The sequence below is a fragment of the Fusibacter sp. QWL-12 genome, from assembly GCF_058683495.1.
Genome location: NZ_CM178745.1, coordinates 2,868,223 through 2,885,440, shown reverse-complemented (window position 1 = coordinate 2,885,440; position 17,218 = coordinate 2,868,223). Strand labels below are relative to the sequence as shown.

14 protein-coding genes and 1 pseudogene are annotated in these 17,218 nt (G+C 35.3%); 3 read left to right on the top strand and 12 right to left on the bottom strand.

Annotated elements, in window-relative coordinates; genetic code table 11:
- Positions 1-153: 153 nt before the first annotated feature.
- On the top strand, positions 154-1,326 hold the full coding sequence (locus AC4PID_RS13835; RefSeq protein WP_492132584.1) for a GGDEF domain-containing protein: 1,173 nt from the start codon (positions 154-156) through the stop codon (positions 1,324-1,326).
- A 111-nt stretch (positions 1,327-1,437) separates the two neighbouring features.
- Here the strand turns inward: AC4PID_RS13835 and AC4PID_RS13830 are convergent, their stop codons facing one another.
- Together AC4PID_RS13830 and glsA are read right to left on the bottom strand one after the other, a co-directional pair.
- Positions 1,438-2,454 carry a hypothetical protein gene (locus AC4PID_RS13830; protein WP_492132583.1) on the bottom strand — a complete coding sequence of 339 codons (1,017 nt, stop codon included), beginning with the start codon at positions 2,452-2,454 and terminating at the stop codon, positions 1,438-1,440.
- A 41-nt stretch (positions 2,455-2,495) separates the two neighbouring features.
- Positions 2,496-3,413, bottom strand: coding sequence for a glutaminase A (gene glsA, locus AC4PID_RS13825; protein ID WP_492132582.1), 918 nt, complete (start codon positions 3,411-3,413; stop codon positions 2,496-2,498).
- 191 nt (positions 3,414-3,604) lie between these two features.
- Between glsA and greA the strand changes: the two genes are divergently transcribed.
- Positions 3,605-4,066 (top strand): transcription elongation factor GreA, encoded by a 462-nt coding sequence (greA, locus tag AC4PID_RS13820; RefSeq protein ID WP_492132581.1) that lies wholly within the window; start codon positions 3,605-3,607, stop codon positions 4,064-4,066.
- A 114-nt stretch (positions 4,067-4,180) separates the two neighbouring features.
- On the opposite strand, the gene AC4PID_RS13815 is transcribed toward greA, so the two are convergent.
- Positions 4,181-5,446 (bottom strand): MFS transporter, encoded by a 1,266-nt coding sequence (locus AC4PID_RS13815; RefSeq protein ID WP_492132580.1) that lies wholly within the window; start codon positions 5,444-5,446, stop codon positions 4,181-4,183.
- Positions 5,447-5,593: 147 nt separating this feature from the next.
- Between AC4PID_RS13815 and AC4PID_RS13810 the strand changes: the two genes are divergently transcribed.
- On the top strand, positions 5,594-6,088 hold the full coding sequence (locus tag AC4PID_RS13810) for a GAF domain-containing protein (protein ID WP_492132579.1): 495 nt from the start codon (positions 5,594-5,596) through the stop codon (positions 6,086-6,088).
- A 50-nt stretch (positions 6,089-6,138) separates the two neighbouring features.
- Here the strand turns inward: AC4PID_RS13810 and AC4PID_RS13805 are convergent, their stop codons facing one another.
- The 9 genes and pseudogenes from AC4PID_RS13805 to cobS all read right to left on the bottom strand — a co-directional run bounded on the left by AC4PID_RS13805 (position 6,139) and on the right by cobS (position 17,203).
- Positions 6,139-7,098 (bottom strand): polyprenyl synthetase family protein, encoded by a 960-nt coding sequence (locus AC4PID_RS13805; RefSeq protein WP_492132578.1) that lies wholly within the window; start codon positions 7,096-7,098, stop codon positions 6,139-6,141.
- 24 nt (positions 7,099-7,122) lie between these two features.
- Positions 7,123-7,659 carry a Gx transporter family protein gene (locus tag AC4PID_RS13800; RefSeq protein WP_492132577.1) on the bottom strand — a complete coding sequence of 179 codons (537 nt, stop codon included), beginning with the start codon at positions 7,657-7,659 and terminating at the stop codon, positions 7,123-7,125.
- 15 nt (positions 7,660-7,674) lie between these two features.
- Positions 7,675-8,058, bottom strand: a complete 384-nt coding sequence (locus AC4PID_RS13795) for a NusG domain II-containing protein (protein ID WP_492132576.1) — start codon at positions 8,056-8,058, stop codon at positions 7,675-7,677.
- 114 nt (positions 8,059-8,172) lie between these two features.
- Positions 8,173-9,951, bottom strand: coding sequence for an FAD-dependent oxidoreductase (locus tag AC4PID_RS13790; protein WP_492132575.1), 1,779 nt, complete (start codon positions 9,949-9,951; stop codon positions 8,173-8,175).
- Positions 9,952-10,076: 125 nt separating this feature from the next.
- Positions 10,077-11,795, bottom strand: coding sequence for a proline--tRNA ligase (locus tag AC4PID_RS13785; protein ID WP_492132574.1), 1,719 nt, complete (start codon positions 11,793-11,795; stop codon positions 10,077-10,079).
- 243 nt (positions 11,796-12,038) lie between these two features.
- Positions 12,039-14,282 carry a U32 family peptidase gene (locus tag AC4PID_RS13780; protein WP_492132573.1) on the bottom strand — a complete coding sequence of 748 codons (2,244 nt, stop codon included), beginning with the start codon at positions 14,280-14,282 and terminating at the stop codon, positions 12,039-12,041.
- A gap of 300 nt (positions 14,283-14,582) precedes the next feature.
- A pseudogene (locus AC4PID_RS13775) lies at positions 14,583-14,774 on the bottom strand ((2Fe-2S)-binding protein); the annotation flags it as partial.
- A 180-nt stretch (positions 14,775-14,954) separates the two neighbouring features.
- On the bottom strand, positions 14,955-16,484 hold the full coding sequence (locus tag AC4PID_RS13770) for a cobyrinic acid a,c-diamide synthase CobB (RefSeq protein ID WP_492132572.1): 1,530 nt from the start codon (positions 16,482-16,484) through the stop codon (positions 14,955-14,957).
- Positions 16,475-17,203 carry an adenosylcobinamide-GDP ribazoletransferase gene (gene cobS, locus AC4PID_RS13765; protein WP_492132571.1) on the bottom strand — a complete coding sequence of 243 codons (729 nt, stop codon included), beginning with the start codon at positions 17,201-17,203 and terminating at the stop codon, positions 16,475-16,477. The genes AC4PID_RS13770 and cobS overlap by 10 nt, the downstream gene beginning before the upstream one ends.
- Positions 17,204-17,218 lie beyond the last annotated feature (15 nt).

Below are 17,218 nucleotides of genomic sequence, written 5' to 3'. Positions count from 1 at the left end.
TAATCTATCTAATATGACCTTCTGTCTCGCTCTAAAATTCTATTAAATTATAATACAATCAACCGCCTAAGTCAAAATAATACGTTGAAAAATCAATCACTTTCTTATACTATTATAGTACTAAAACTCTTTAAAAAGTAAGGAGACTTGTCCATGCAATATATTAACCTTTTGTTTCTTTTATCATCACTTTTTTTAACCAACTTTATTTATCATCTATCCTTTACAAATAAGAAAAATGAAGCTTTTCTTACAGACTTAATCCCCTTTGTTACGATATGGGTGACATCGCTGATGCCACTTCAAGTGAGTAGTTTCACTATTTTAAAGCTCAGTCTAATATTAAGCATAGGTGGAAGGCTTATTTTTGAACGATTAATGATAAAAACATTAAAGGAATATTTGCTTGTTTACGATTTTGTAGCTGCAGGTATTATACTTGCGATTGCTCTCAATCCAATCCTAATCCCTAATTTAATCATTAATATATTCGTGGCACTGGTCTTTTCTTTAGAAATGATTTCTAAACTGCATGTCTATAATTCTGAAAGATCACTTTACTCAAAAGAAACAATGGAAGTTGGTTTTATAGGCTGGGTTGGTGGCATCAGTTTGTCTCTAGGCTCAAGCGTATTCAATCAAAACCTTGGTATTTCAGTTATTATTATAGCGGTTGTCGCCCATCTCGCTTTAGAAGCAAAGCATTATAGAAGGGCTGTTGAAAGTACAGACGGAAGGCTTTCTGAGCTTGAAAATAAGTTTGAACGGTCTGTAGAGTTTGAGGCAAAGAAAAGAACAGCACAATTGGCAGATAAAGTTGAATATATAAAAGAAAAATCTCAAAAAGATCCATTGACAAAGGCTTACAATAGAAATGGCATCCTAAATGAAATGAATGGATTAATTAATGACTCCTCTGTCAAAATCTTTTCAATCGCGATGTTTGACATCGACTTTTTTAAAACGATTAACGATACAAAAGGGCATATCATTGGTGATGAATGTCTGAAATTTTTATCATATACCTTTATGACTCATAATAGAAAGACCGATTTACTAGGCCGTTATGGTGGTGATGAGTTCATTTTGCTAATGCCTCACGTCAACGCCCCTGCCGCTATGGAAATTTGTGATCGCTTACGCAAAGAGGTGGCACTTAAATCTTCTCCAAAATTCTCGATTTCAATGGGCATCGCATCTTATCCTTATGACGGAAGAAGCTTTAATGAGCTGTTGGAAAATGCCGACAAAAGTTTATATAAAGCTAAGGAGCTTGGAAAAAATAGAGTTGCCTATGAGGGCAATGTCCCTATGTTGAAGAAATAATACCTTTTTATTCAAATGCAAATCACTAACATCAAGTCCTCTAATTTTACCACTATCAATATTGTGACAAATTAAAAACCACTAACTCATTTTTCAACCGAGCTAGTGGTTTTAATTATTTCCTGAGAAATCATATATCTTTGGCACTGTATCGCTATCACTGATCCAATACGTTACTTTATTCCTAATCTCATTTTGATTCTCATCTATATAGGTTTCGACGATAGAAACGACAACATACGGCTTTTCCTCATATAGCTCATACGCGTAGAATTTTGAAAATCGGTAACCTTTCTCTTCAGAAAAATCCACAGCACTGAGCTTATCTGAAGCTGGAGAGGCTTCTTCAACTAGCTTCCATACTGCGTCATCCCCGTCATTAATAAGGCCATCCCAGGATTGATTAAAACCCAATAGCAAATTATATATAGATACTGGTATATTAATTGAAACTAAAGGTATATCCACAGTTGGCACTTCAGAAGAGGTTTCAATTTCGACACTAGTAGTAGATTCCAAATCACTAACACTTTCAAGATCAAAGGCACTATGATATCCCGTTATTATGGATGTCCCTTTATAGGATATCCCTTTAACAAAATCAATGGTACCGTGTCCTTTAAATAAAGTGCGCTCTTCATAATAGCCCTCTTTGGTCTCATATCTTACTTTCACTGCATCGCCATTTTTCCAAACATCTATAATTTCTGCATTAAATGTCACCTTTTTGCCATCATAATCAATCGCTTTATAATGCCATTGATGTCCAATCTCTAACGGTGCTTCTAGAAGTACAACCTCATTGTAATCACTATCATTTAGTCGTGTTCCTTCAATACTTTGAATCATTCGATCTCCGTCCACTGAACACGATATTTCAAACTCATATTCACTTTTAGTGCCACCCGTTGAATTGTTTTTCACTTCTCCAGTGAGCGTTACTGAATTGGACGCTTCATTGGTGATTGTTTTTACTACATGAAAATAATTACTGTCTCCTGTATAGGAATCAACCGTATTTTGTAAAAAAGCCAATAAAGTTTCATTTGGTGGATTTAAGTTATAGGGAGTACGACCACATGATGTTAATATTAAAAGCACGATTATCCATACTGCATATTTCTTCATATGATCCCTCCCTCTATAGTATAGTGAATATTTTGATTAAATTAATAGATGCTGAGTTCTAAGCTTTGAGATAACATTTCTAAAACCTTAATGCCTGCCAAACTATTTCCCTTTTTGTCGAGTGCAGGGCTAAATACACCGATTCCAATATCATTTAAAACGGTACACATAATACCGCCTCCAACGCCGCTCTTTGCGGGAATCCCAACATTAATAGCAAACTCTCCTGAACCATCGTACATACCACAAGTTGCCATATAGGATTTAACAATTCTGCTATACCTAGCTGAGAAAAGTCTTTCTCCTGAGACAATATCAACACCATCGTTAGCAAGAATCGCTCCTATATATGCCAAATCTCTTGTATTGACTTCTATAGAGCACTGTTTAAAGTATACCTCAAGTGTTTCCTCCACATCTCCTTCAATGTTGCCAAAATCTTTAAGAAAATATGCCATTGAACGGTTTCTATGTCCAGTTCTTGCTTCAGATTTATAAACCGCTTCATTGATCTGAATCTCAGGATTATGTGTTAATTTTCTAATAAAACTCAATATACGATAGATTTTCTCTTCAGCGGAATCACCTTTAATTAGTGCTGAAACAGATATTGCGCCAGCATTAATCATTGGATTAAGTGGTTTGTGCTCATCAAAGGTTTCAAGACGAACAATTGAATTAAAAGGATCACCGGTTGGTTCTTTTCCAACTTTCTCAAATACTCTATCCTCACCATTATCCAACAGTGCTAATAAGAGTACAATTGGTTTTGATATACTTTGAATGGTAAATAAGGTGCTCGTATCCCCTGCTTCATATAAGTTCCCTTCAATATCAAACACGGATATGCCCAGCTGTTCTGGTTTTGCTTTACTTAGCTCAGGAATATAGCTTGCTACTTTTCCTTGTGCACATAATGGTAAATTCTTGCTGACGAGTTCTTGAAGTAATGACTGCATTTTACCCACCTCATATATAGTTTCAATATCCATTATAACAGTGATATGAAAAATTTGAAGTGATTTTAACAATTGTGTATTTTTTTTTAGACATGACAGCCATATCATGAAGATTCCTTATTTACAAACATGCTGATATTTGGTAGTATATTATATGTTACATATCCATATCACATAAGGAGTTGTCAGGAATGAAGAAAACTTTATTAACTGAATCGGCACTTGCAAAACTACAACAAGAATACGATGAACTCATTGAAAAGAGACATCAGATTTCTGACGAGATAAAAAGAGCCAGAGGATTTGGAGACCTTTCAGAAAATGCAGAATACCATGCAGCTCGTGAAGCTCAATCGCATAATGAGACTGAAATATTAAAACTTAAAGAGATCTTAGAAAGCTATGAACTTGTTCAGGAAGCTTTTGATAAAGACAGCATCACTATCGGCTCAAAAATCAAAGTAAAATATATTGATTTCGACGATATTGAAGAGATTGAAATCGTTACAAAAATTGAGTCTGATCCGTTGAACTCAAAGATTTCAAATGAATCCCCTATTGGAAATGCCCTTATGGGTAAGAAAAAAGGCGATAAAGTTGAAGCTCAATCTCCAAATGGACTTGTTAAGCTTGAAGTTTTGGACATTTTATAATCAGCATAATCAAATAAAGGATTTGAAACTATTTTCAAAATAGTTTCAAATCCTTTTTTATTTAGTCTAAATTTAGTAATTGGTATAATTTTAAGGTTCAATGTCAAAGCATTTTTATTCTATAACCATACTTTGTTTCGTTTTTGGGTGATCGATGTGCCTGAACACCCTATACAAGATAAATGTACCTATCAGATAACAACCAATCGTCCAATAGTAAGGTGTGTTATAGCTATATTTGAACATGATAATACCACCTAAGTAAATCCCCACAGCCCTAAATAAATTATTAGTTAAGCTAACGAGACTACTCATAAATGTTCGCGCTTCATCACCTGCAATTTCCATCGCCAAGCTTCCAATAATTGGACTTGCCATATTCATCAGTGAGCTTCTAAAAAAGAACGACATCGTGATCACGATAATACCTTGTGGAAATGAAATTGAAATTAAAAAAGGAATCGACAGAAGCTGACATGCTATTACCGTTCTAATTCGCCCTAGCTTCTTGGCTAATGGTGGCACAATCAACCCACCAATAACCGTTCCGATCTGACTGATCGCCATAATGTTACCGACAACACCATCGGATATATCTAGGGTATATTTTAAGTACATACTAAAGAACGGAACAATCATTCCGGCGCCTAAACCAATTAATGAAACCTGAATTAAGTATAGCAATGTCTTCCCTTGCAGCAGTTTCTTAAATCCACTGAGCGTTAAATTAACCGTAGTAGAAAGTGGTTTATCTCTTTGACCGGAAACCATATGGGTTCCTGAGAACTTCAGTGCAATCACAACAGCAATAAATATCAGTGCGGTTGAAACGTTGAGTACAATTCTTCCTGCGATTTGATCCCCGTAGATATTTCCAAGCATGCTAGATAGGTGTCCCAATACAAGGCTACCAGTTACAAATGCGACATTTTGTAAAACAAATGCCATACTAAACGCCGTCACTCTATGTTCATCAGGTGTATGCTCATAAATAATCGGTGCTTGAAGAATCATTAAGGTTGAGTTACCAACGCCAAATGTAAATGCAAAAAATACCATCACAAATGGAATATGAACATTCAAAACAACTAAGTTACTGATGACCATAATTAACAAACCGACGATTAAGGTTATCTTCTTATTCATACGCTCTGCAAATATGGCAACGGGTAGTGCACCAAGAGCAACCCCTAAAGTATTGACAGACATAATTTGTCCGACAAACGCTTCATTAAATCCTGAGTTTTTAAGATAAATTCCAAACAAAACATTGTACGCAGAACTGACTACGGTTGCAAAAAATATGATTCCCAAATAGAGCTTGACGTTTTTGGAAATATTTTTAAAAAAATCTACATATACTGAAAATGCTGTTTTCATATCATCACCAATACACATTATAGCATAAATTTCGGTATTCGAAATATAAATTTAGGAATCCGAAATATTATATTTTTTTTATAATATTCGCATTGTCACACGGTACGCTTTTGGGTATACTTAATATAAAAATACTGGAGGTCTATTATGGCATGTATGTATCCATCTACTAGTAAAGAACCAGAAATTTTGTATCCATATATTGAACAAGAAATGAAAAAACTCCTCATCGATGAAAATGACTGGATCGCCAATGCAGCGAATGCAGCTGCTACTCTTGGCTTCTTACTTCACGATTTAAATTGGGCAGGCTTTTATCTTTTAAAAGGTGGCGAACTTGTACTAGGACCATTCTGGGGTAAACCAGCAGTGACTAGAATTGCACTAGGAAAGGGCGTTTGTGGTGATGCGGCTTCAGCTCGGAAAACAATCGTAGTGGAAGATGTTCATCAATATCCTGGTCATATCGCTTGCGATCTTTTCTCAAATAGCGAAATCGTTATTCCGTTAATCAAAGATGACCAATTACTCGGTGTATTAGATATCGATAGCCCTGAAATTGGCCGATTTAAAGAAGTCGATCAATTAGCTCTAGAAAAAATTGCTACTCTTATTGTAGAACACGTAGGTTTTCCTTTATAAAATATAGGATTCTCTTTTTAAAAAGAAAAACACCGCACAGCGGTGTTTTTTTAGTATTTACGATCTAATAATTGACGTGACATTTCACTCAATACAATCTTTGCCTCGCATTCAGGCAATGCATCTATTTTTCGATATGCTCTATTTGTATATTTCTGTGCAAGTGCTCTCGCTTTTTCTAGACCTTTTTTCTTTTTAACTAGTTCTAGTAACTCTACTTCTGATTTTTGCAAAACAGAAGCATCCTCACGCTGAAATGAATATATTACAGGTAAAGTATAATACCCTTTCTTCAAATCGTTGTGTGTTGACTTCCCTACCAATGCTTGATCATCAGAAAAATCCAAAATGTCATCAATAATTTGAAAAGCCACTCCTAGTTCATAGCCGATTCTACCGAGTTGATTGGATAAGCGCTCTGAGCATTTGCTTTCAAAAGCACCTGCATACATGCTCACAGCGAAAAGTGCAGCCGTTTTTCCAGATACGACTCTCAAATAGTTTTTAACTGTCATAAACTGAAACTTACTGTGAAATTGCAATAATTCACTTTCACAAATATGTTCGATGGCTTTAGCAATTTTCTGCATGTGTTCACCATCATAGTCATTGCTATTAAGCATGCCCATTACCTTTGAAAGTAGATAATCACCAGCATACACCGCCATATCCTTGCCATATTTGCTCTGAACGCTTTCTTTATTTCTTCTCAACTTAGAGTCATCAATTATATCATCATGTATCAAAGTTGCCATATGGAGCATTTCTACAGCTGCTGCGAGATTGACACTCTTATCTGATTGATACTCTCCAAAGTGAGCTGAAACAATAGACATTTGTGGTCTTAGCATTTTTCCATTTAAATCAATGATATCCGATATGATTTCACTGATTCCAGAGAACTTTGATTTTGACTGTTTGATTATGGTTTCTCTAACTTTGATCAACTCTGTTGTAAGCGCTTGCTGTAATTCAGTTGTTTCGTTTTTTTGTTGTACAGTAAGTGCCATAACAATCTCCATTTCAAATCTATGTTATCTCATAAATTTTACTTTTTCTAAATAGTTTATTAGTATTCTTGCAACGATTCCCACAAATATCCCTGTTGGAATCGCAACAATTAATAATATTGGCAAATAAGTGAAAATTAAAACATTGTGAATCATAATAGTCGCTACCACAAGCTGTCCAATATTATGAGCAACTGCACCAGCAACACTGACGCCCATCAAACTAATTTCACCTTTAAAGACCTTAAGAATTCCAGCCATAATTAATAGACTTAGTACGCCACCTGATAAGCTATATAAAAAGCTTGATAACGAACCAAAGGTTACAGCAGTTAAAACAACTCTTAATAGTACAACTGCTGCAGCTTGTTTAAATGTCAAAAGATAAATAGCTGACAAAGTAACAATATTCGCTAAACCAAGCTTTGCACCTGGTGCAATAAAAGGTATAGGTAACATCGTCTCTATAAATGAAAGAATCATCCCTTGTGCTACTAGAACAGAGATAAACACTAACATTCTCGTCTTAGAAGGAGGTCTATTGCTTCTTGTTTGCTCCATACACATCTCCTTCAACTAATCTGCTATACTATCCAAACCATCATTATCAACCGTTTCAGAAAAAATTTCTACGGTTAACTTATGTGGTAAACAGACAATAATTTCACCATTTTGTGAAATTGCAGCAGTTTTAACACATATTTGATCTCGACAGTTTGCTTCAACCATGTTGACAATACCATCTTTAATTTGGATGATATTAAGCTCTCCATCCTCTTCAAAGATATAGGTTTCGTTTGTTTTAAGTGAAAATGGATATGATTTTATGATCTCTCCATCATGTTTGATTAAAACCTCAAGATCACCTTGATTCGACTCAGATGATATTTTAAACCCAATAAATGCAACTACTGCAATTATTAAGACAATCAACATGAGAATAATATCATTCTTTTTCATTTATACCTTCTTTTCATAAATCATTTAAAAATCGTATCTGCAGAGCAGATACGATTTAATTTTAAGTCACAAACTCTTGTGATTCATCTATAGCAATAGCTATTGATTATTCAATTAATGGAAATACAAATACGACTTCTTAGCAAGAGGTGTTTTCTTCCACCATCTTTTAAGAACTGGAAGTACATAGTAGTCAAAACCAAGTGCACTACCTGAACCACCGATCATAGCGATACCACCGAAGAAGAACCATAAGATTGATGCATCAGACATACCTGTAAGTGTAATACCTACTGTCATAAACGTTGTAGCGATTGATGCGATAAATGTGAATAAACCAGCAATTAGCATTAAACCGAAGATAATTTCCATGAATACCATACCTGTTTGGAATAAAACAGCATGTGGTGCGATGATATTATCGATTGCCCATTGAACGACGCCTGGAACTTTTTCGATTAATGGTTTAGCTGCTTCTACTGCAGTCTCTGCAGTTTCAGAAGCTTGTGTAACTGCATCAGACGCATACATTTTTGCTTCAACTAACCAACCTTCATCGATCTTGTTAAGGCCTTCAATTAACCACATAACGCCTAAGAATACTCTGAAAGGCATTAAGAAGAAGTTAGGAGACGCTTTAGAGAAATGACCACCTACGAATGATCTTCTGTTTTTAACTTTGAAGAACTCATTTTGCATGTACTCAAACAATTGAGCCAAACCTGCTACCATAAATAAGTAGTAGAAGTTTACCATGTGCTTAACAAGAACTGCTAACCAACCATTGAATTTTAAACCATTGTTATCAGAAACTGCGTATCTAGAACCGATAGATACCATGAATCCGTGATAATTTTGTTTGTGTTCATGAAGTGGTTTATTTTGAATTAAATTACCGATGTTTAATGCTGCAGTATGACCTGATTGCTCAGCAGCTTCAACGATTTGTGGTAAGAAACCATCTTTATCTTCGTAGTGTGCATTGTCACCAGCCATAAATACATAATCATACTTGTTAGTTTGCATGAATTTATTAACGATAACTCTTCCGCCTCTACCAGCTTCAAGACCTAATTTACCAACAAAGTTGCTTACTTTGATACCAGCGCCCCAGACCAATGTCTTAGTGCTGATGAATCTACCATCTTTAAGCTCAAAGCCTTCTTCAGTTGCTTTAACTAAAGCAGCATTTTTAAGAAGCTCGATACCTAATTTTTTATATCTATTCTCTACTTTAGCAATTTGTCTTTCGTCCTTAAGTGTATTAAGGATTCTTGGTGTTGCTTCGATGTTGTAGATTGTAACTTCTTTCTTATCAACACCGTATTTTTCAGCTAAATGATCTTTAGCTTCGCCGATTTCACCAACCATCTCAACGCCAGTGAAACCACCACCAACAACTGCAAAAGTTAATAATTGTTTTCTTTTTACTTCATCTTCTTCAACTGCAGCCATTTGGAACATGTTTTCGATGTGTGCTCTTAATTTAACAGCATCTTCATACGACCAAAGTGTAAAGGCGTGTTGATCAACACCTTCAATACCAAATGAGTTTGAATCTGAACCAGCAGCTAAGATCAAGTAATCAAATGGATATTCTTTTCTTTCAGAAACCAGTTTCTTACCTTCAAAGTCAACGTTAGTAATTGTGTCTGTTACAACTTTAACTTTTCTTGCTGCAAAAACTTTTCTCAAATCGATTTGAATCGCATGTGGTTCTGTACGATGACCAGCAACTTCGTGAAGTTCTGTCATCAATGTGTGGTATGGTTTTTTGTCGATCAATGTGATTTCTACTGAATCATCATTTTTGAAGATTTTGTGGAGCGTCTTGCCAGCTTTGACTCCGGCATAGCCACCGCCGAGAATCAAAATTCGCTTCTTTTCAGCCATAGTATCCCTCTTTCTATAATTTCTATAATTCCTCTTTAATATTATACCAAAAACCACTTAAATAGAAATACAATTTTAATAATTGCTTAACAAAATTGAATAAAATTTGTCAATGTATTCTATAATTACTGGTTTTTGATTAACATTTCTAATTTTTCTGAGATTGCAATATATTCTATTTCTTCTTTAACGCAATCTACTCTTTTTGAGAACTCTACAATGCCCTCATCAATACCTTTACCAACTGTGACTCTTAATGGAATACCAATTAAATCCGCATCGGTAAACTTAACACCTGCTCTTTCATTTCTATCATCTATCATTACAGAGATGCCCATCTTTTGTAATTTCATATAAAGCTCAAATGCTTTTTCAACTTGAAGCTCATTCTTAACATTAACAATTGTAATCAGAACTTGATAAGGTGCTACTGCAATTGGCCATACAATTCCTTTTTCATCATGAAATTGCTCAACGATTGCTGAAACGCATCTTGAAATTCCGATACCATATGAGCCCATGACAAAATGTTTTGCTTTGCCATCTTTATCAAGGAAAGTTGCATTCATTGCTTTTGAGTACTTATCGCCTAACTGAAATATGTTTCCAACTTCAGTTCCTCTATCAATAGCAAGTGGTTTGTGACAATGTGGACATGCATCTCCTGCTTCAACTGAAACTAAGTCATCAATCCCTTTACAGATTGTTTTATCTAATTTAATGTTCTTTAAGTGATAGTCAGCTTCATTAGCGCCACAAATACCATTTTGAATTTCGAAAACGCGCTGATCAGCATATAGTTCAACATTTGAACTTAAACCTACTGGGCCAACGAATCCAAGTACCGTTCCTGCCATAGATTTAATTTCATCTTCTGATAACATGACAATTTCATCTTCAGATATACCAGCAAGTTTTCCAAATTTGACCAAATTCAAGGTTCTATGACCTGGCACCATAACGGCAAAAACGCGTTTTGCATCCTCTGAACGATAAAGCAATGTCTTTATAAAACGGCTTGCATCACAATGGAAAAAGCTTTCTAGCTCCTCAATTGTTTTTACATTTGGCGTGTGTACTTTTTCGTTTTCTAACGAATCCGTTTGTTTTGACGCTTCAATGTTAAATATTGCAGGTGCAACTTCATCCGTTGCAGCAAAATCACAGGCATCACAATAAGCAATCGTACTTTCACCACTAGGTGTAATAGCGATATACTCATGAGAAATACTGCCACCCATGTTTCCTGAATCACCTAAGACAACCTTATATTTCATCGCCATTCTATCGAACGCTTTATTATAAGCAACCGCCATATTATCGTAAGATTTAACCATGCTTTCATGATCAACATCAAATGTATAGGCGTCTTTCATAATAAACTCCCTTGCTCTTACAAGTCCAAAACGTGGGCGTCTCTCATCTCTATATTTTGTCTGAATTTGATAGAGATTAAGTGGCAATTGTTTGTATGATTTTAGTTCATTATTAATTAAAAATGTGAAATATTCCTCGTGTGTGGGTCCTAAACAAAACTCACGATCATGTCGGTCCCTTAACTTAAACATCTCTGGACCAAAGTTTTCCCATCTTTGACTTGCATCCCAAATCTCTCTTGGTTGAATCGCGCTCATCAGCACTTCTTGTGCACCATGAGCATCCATTTCTTCTCTGACGATTTGTTCAATATTTTTCATAACTCTAAAACCCAGTGGCAAGAATGAATACACTCCCGAAACTAGCTTTCTAATCATACCAGCTCTTAATAAAAGTTGTGCGCTCATGATGTCTGCATCACTTGGCACTTCTCTAAGTGTAGGCATATATAAATTTGACATTTTCATATAATTCACCTCATTATCGTACTGCTCAATTCACTATAATATATGAAAAAACATAAAAATACAAGGAAAACCCGACTAAAATAATAATAATTAACATCTCATTTTTTTATATTATATTCTGCTTTAACAATAAACCATTTATCTTTATAGACGGAAAGTCCTCAAACCTATTGTTTCCAATAAATTTGAGGACCAAATTCACTTTATTACTAATTTGATTAACGATTTGTTGCGCACATTTGATTACATAATTTCTTTGTTGTAATGCCCTCTCGTATCCGTTTCTTGATTGAAAACAGATCGATTTAGAGACCCATCTAACTTTCCTAATGCCCTATTGATGATTTTGATCACTTGATCTTTTGATTCAACGGTGAAGTTCAAGCGAAATGCCTCGATTCCCTTTATACTTTGAATTTCATCTAGTAAATTCAATGTTTTTCCGTTCAAAATGGTTACAGTGCAATCATCATGTGTGATAATAGGAAACGTACCATGCTCGTCTTTGATTACATATTGCTTCGTTCTACACAAACCACATTGATTCATTTTTTTTAGTGGGCAGTATTTGGTGAACATCAAAGGTGCTTTGCCATAGACGATCATCTCAAGTGCTGGTGCACCCTCATTTTCTTTATGATAAGCTTCAATTAAGTCATCAATTTGACTTTTATTAAGCTCATAAGATAAAGTAACGCGTTTGGCACCCAAATTATAAAGCTCTAAACAGCTGGTTGCATTGACAACATTCAACGAATAGTCTGTTACATAGTCATTTTTATCTTTATAGTGGTAAACACCACCATAGCCACCAATGAGCAATTGTCCTGACTTTTCTTGATATTCAATTTGATTTCTTCTAATGATGTTATCAAAATAGACTTCCTTTATACCACTGCTAATACACGCATCGTACTGCTCCTTAGTCGTTACAGTTGCAGTAAGATACGGCAGATTGAGTGAAAACGCTATTTTTTTATTTGGCTCAACTGATTTTACTCGGTTCTTCTGACTATTTAACTTTAAGTCATATAATGCCTGAACAATATCACGTCTTGCAGCGTTAAGAAGTTTAGCGGGTATAAACGCACCATATTCGTCGAACTCTATGTGGTTTAGCTCAAATATCGTATCGTTTAACCTTGCAACTTGTTTAACCACTTGTTCCTTTGTGGTCGGATTATTTATTGCCTCAGCTAAAACGTCTTCACTTTCATAGACGTAATTAAATCCCAACCCCTCAGCATCAATAACCAGTTTTGAATCTGGATAGGCATAGATTTTCAAGTTCAAATCAAATCTTTTAAACTCATTTTCAAGTGAAGCCTCAAGTGATTTATAGTATGCAAAGTCTTTGGTGATATAAACAAGGTCACCTTTTGATAACTTTTCTTTAATCTTGATATAGCAAACGCGGTCTGCTTTGTTAATTAAATTCCCCTCTTTATCATATAATTTGACTACAGTGAGTACGACATCTTCATTATCGTGACTGATTCTGATAATGTCGTTTTGATTTAAGGGTTTCGTTAGTGTAATCTCATACGTATCTTTAATAATCTTCGAAATCCGACCAATCTCAAATCCGACGTTATTTGGTCGAGTGATATTGGTAATGTCTTTTTTATCTTCATGAAATAGATAGCCCTTTGTGTAGGTTCTATTAAAGGTTTTACTCAAATCTGCAATATCAGTCGTGGTAATTTCACCATCTAAAGCTTTTCTATATTTTGAAACCACATTGGCCACATAAGCAGGCTCTTTCATTCGACCTTCTATTTTTAAAGAATCTATCTCTTTTAAATCTTCAATATGTTCAATGGTATTTAAATCTTTTGTCGATAAAATATAGTTTTTTCCTATTATTGTATCCGTAGTTTGGTCTATGAGTTCATATTCTTTACGACAAGAACCTACACAACGACCACGGTTGCCACTTCTATAACCAATTAATCCTGACATGAGACAATTTCCTGAATAAGAGACACATAGTGCACCATGTACGAAAATTTCTAAAGGAATTTTTGCATTTTTTTTAATTTCTTTTACTTTTTCAATCTCGACTTCACGTGACAATACGACACGTTTTGCCCCTAACTCTTTAAAAAGAAGAGTCCCCTCTAAATCATCAATGCCCATTTGAGTTGAACAGTGTGCCTCTAAATCAACAAAGTTTTTAACAATATAATCAAGTGCCGCCAAATCCTGAACAATAATACCATCAACCCCAATCTCATTTAAAAGATTCATTTGCTCTTTCATCTCTGAGATTTCACTTTCAAATACGATTGTATTCATTGTAACGTAGATTTTTACATTTCTAAGATGTGCATATGCCACAGCTTCTTTCAACGTTTCAAAATCAAAATTTGATGAATAAGCACGCGCACCAAATTTTTGCATTCCCAGATATATTGCATCACACCCATTTGAAATAGCAGCCTTTAAAGCCTCCATATTTCCTGCAGGAGCTAATAATTCCGTCATTTTTTCCTCCAAACTATTCGCTTCATAGCGCTAGGTATTTCCAATAGGTATTTACTATTATCACTATGACGTCGATCAATCCTAGCTATTAAGAATCGTGTCACTTATTGATCACATCCTATATTTACCCACTTTAATAAAATCTTATGACTTAAATTTCCTCAAATAGCATTATAACAAGTCAGGTCACACAAAACAAGAAATCTTGTGTGAACATTTAGACATGACTAAATATAAGACAACAAAAAAATCTCTAAACACGTTTGAATATGTGTTTAGAGATACTTTGAAAGCTAGAAATTACACACTTCTATATCGATTAAAAACAAAGACGATATCCGAATAACAGCACTTTCCTTTAGGATTATTAACCGCACAGTTACTGTTCTTCATTGCACCTGTGATTTCAATAACAGCCTCAACGGTCTGAGCGCCATTATCTATTGCTTTATGTATGTCTTGTTCCGTTACATGGTTACAATAACACACATAATCACCGATGACTGGCTCAGCCTTCTGACTTGAGCAACAAGAACATTTCAATACTTCCATTTCAACACTTCCTAAATTCGACTTCTCAACTATTTTATCTTATCCTTATGCATATATCAACTAGAGTCCTTAAATTACTTCTTATATAATCTTTAAACTTTTTCTTATATCATCTTTAAACTACTTCTTTGATAAATGTGTGATTAAATAATCGAAAAACTCAAGATTGCTGTACCAATGTGTATGAACATAAGTGCCAAAGGCATTCTTATATTTAAGGCCACATAAATGTTGTTTCCCTTTACGATTGACTGTAATCTGATAGCTTTGTTCGCTTTTGGGGATGATCTGAGAATGATGAAATTCATGTCCTCTAACAGACACCAAGTCCTCAAATTCTGCCTCTACATGTCCAAAACGCTGTAATTTCTGAGTCATAATCGTTTCAGCATCTATGGCACCAACCATACTATATGTTTTTTGGTTCAAATCGGTGATTGAGTTCGTCAAGTACATGAAGCCACCACATTCAGCGTATACTGGACCACCCAAAGCTATAAAATCGTGAATACACTTCCTCATTGTTCTATTTTGCTCTAGTGCTTCACTGAAAATTTCCGGATAGCCACCCCCCAGTAAGACCGCATCGGTTTGAGGTGGTAATTCTAAATCCAGCATCGGTGAAAATGGTATTAATTTTACGCCTACCGCTTCAAGTAACTCCAAATTATCCGCATAGTAAAATGAAAAAGCCTGATCTTTCGCATAGGCTAAAGTAAGTCCACCATTTTGCAGAACCCTATCTTTAATATGTTCAATTTTTTCTAGAGCGTATTCTTTAAAGTTGCTCCCGTAAGCAATATCATTATGACCATCTGTAACTTTGTGAATGCGAGTTTCACAGTCCATATTAGAATCAATCTTATTTGAATCAATCTTATTTGGATCACTGTTATTTGAATCACTATTAATATTCACTTCTCTATTATACACTGACTCTGATATGGTTTCTGATTGTGCCTGAGTCTGAACGATTCTAAAATCCGCTATAATCCCCTCGACATCAACCGTCTCCTCTACCATTTTAGCCATCGCACATATTTTAGCTTCGATCTCAACATCTTCTTCAGCTTGAACCAAACCCAAATGGCGACTTTTTAAGCTAATAGATTCATTGGGTTTTAAATAACCATAGGCTTTAATTGGCAAGTGTGTTTCTACTGCTCGTTTCAGTAGCTGATAGTGGTGCTCTGTTTTGATCTTATTAAAAACAACGCCTTGAATTTTGGAAGGCGAATGAAATCCTATCAATCCACTTAAAACAGCTGCCGCAGTAAGCGCTGTACTTGAACCATCCATTACGATCACAACAGGGGTATCGATGACTTCTGCGAGGTGAGCAGAGCTACCAGTAATATTAGACGTATCATGCCCATCGAAGTATCCCATTACACCTTCTATGACTGACAGATCTACGGTCTCAGAATGTTTATGATATAGATATGCCAAAGCATCATCCGGAACCATCCAGGTGGGTAAATTATAGGATGGATTTCCAGTTGCTAGACGGTGAAACATAGGATCGATATAGTCTGGTCCCGATTTAAAGCCTGCAACTCTTAATCCTCTATCCCTTAATGCTCGCATCAATCCAATTGTTAATGTCGTTTTCCCCGATCCACTGGAAACGCCAGCTATCATTATCCCCATATTTGACTCCCCATTAAAGCACTACAGATATAACCTGCAAGTAAAAAACAAACTTGAATGACTTCTATGGTCATACCAATCGTATCTCCCGTATGTCCACCAATCGTTTTAATACACTTATTTTGAATCAAAAATAACATCAATAAACAAAAAAGGATGGCTAATAGTCCCACTAAACCTAGAAAAACACCAACCGCGCATGCTACTACCGCAAGAATGAGTAGCCCATGTAATGGTTTAAGATGATGCATAAACAAATAGCCCATACCTTGATCTTTTCTCGCATAATCTGAAAAACTTCCCGCAATCAGGCCAAAGGATTTCCCAATAAAAGGCATTAACAGGAGCCACATAAATGATAGATTGCCTGAAATGATTACCATACTAATAAAATAAAGGATGAGTGCGATTACACCAAAAGAACCAATGTGCGAGTCCTTCATTATCACCAAAATACGCTCTTTATCTCTCGCACTGAAAAGTCCATCTGTACTATCAGCAAGCCCATCTAAATGAATGCCTCCAGATATAAAGAGATAAACGATGGTAATGAGCAGCCCTTTAATTAAAGTATTATCTATTGGCAGCATTGAGAATGGCACAAGAAAAAGACCAATGATCAATCCCACAAATGGAAAGTACTTTAATCCACTGAGATATCGTTTTTCGGTATACTCAACTCGATTACCGATTGGAATTCTAGTAAAAAAACTAATCATTAATAAAAATCCCGA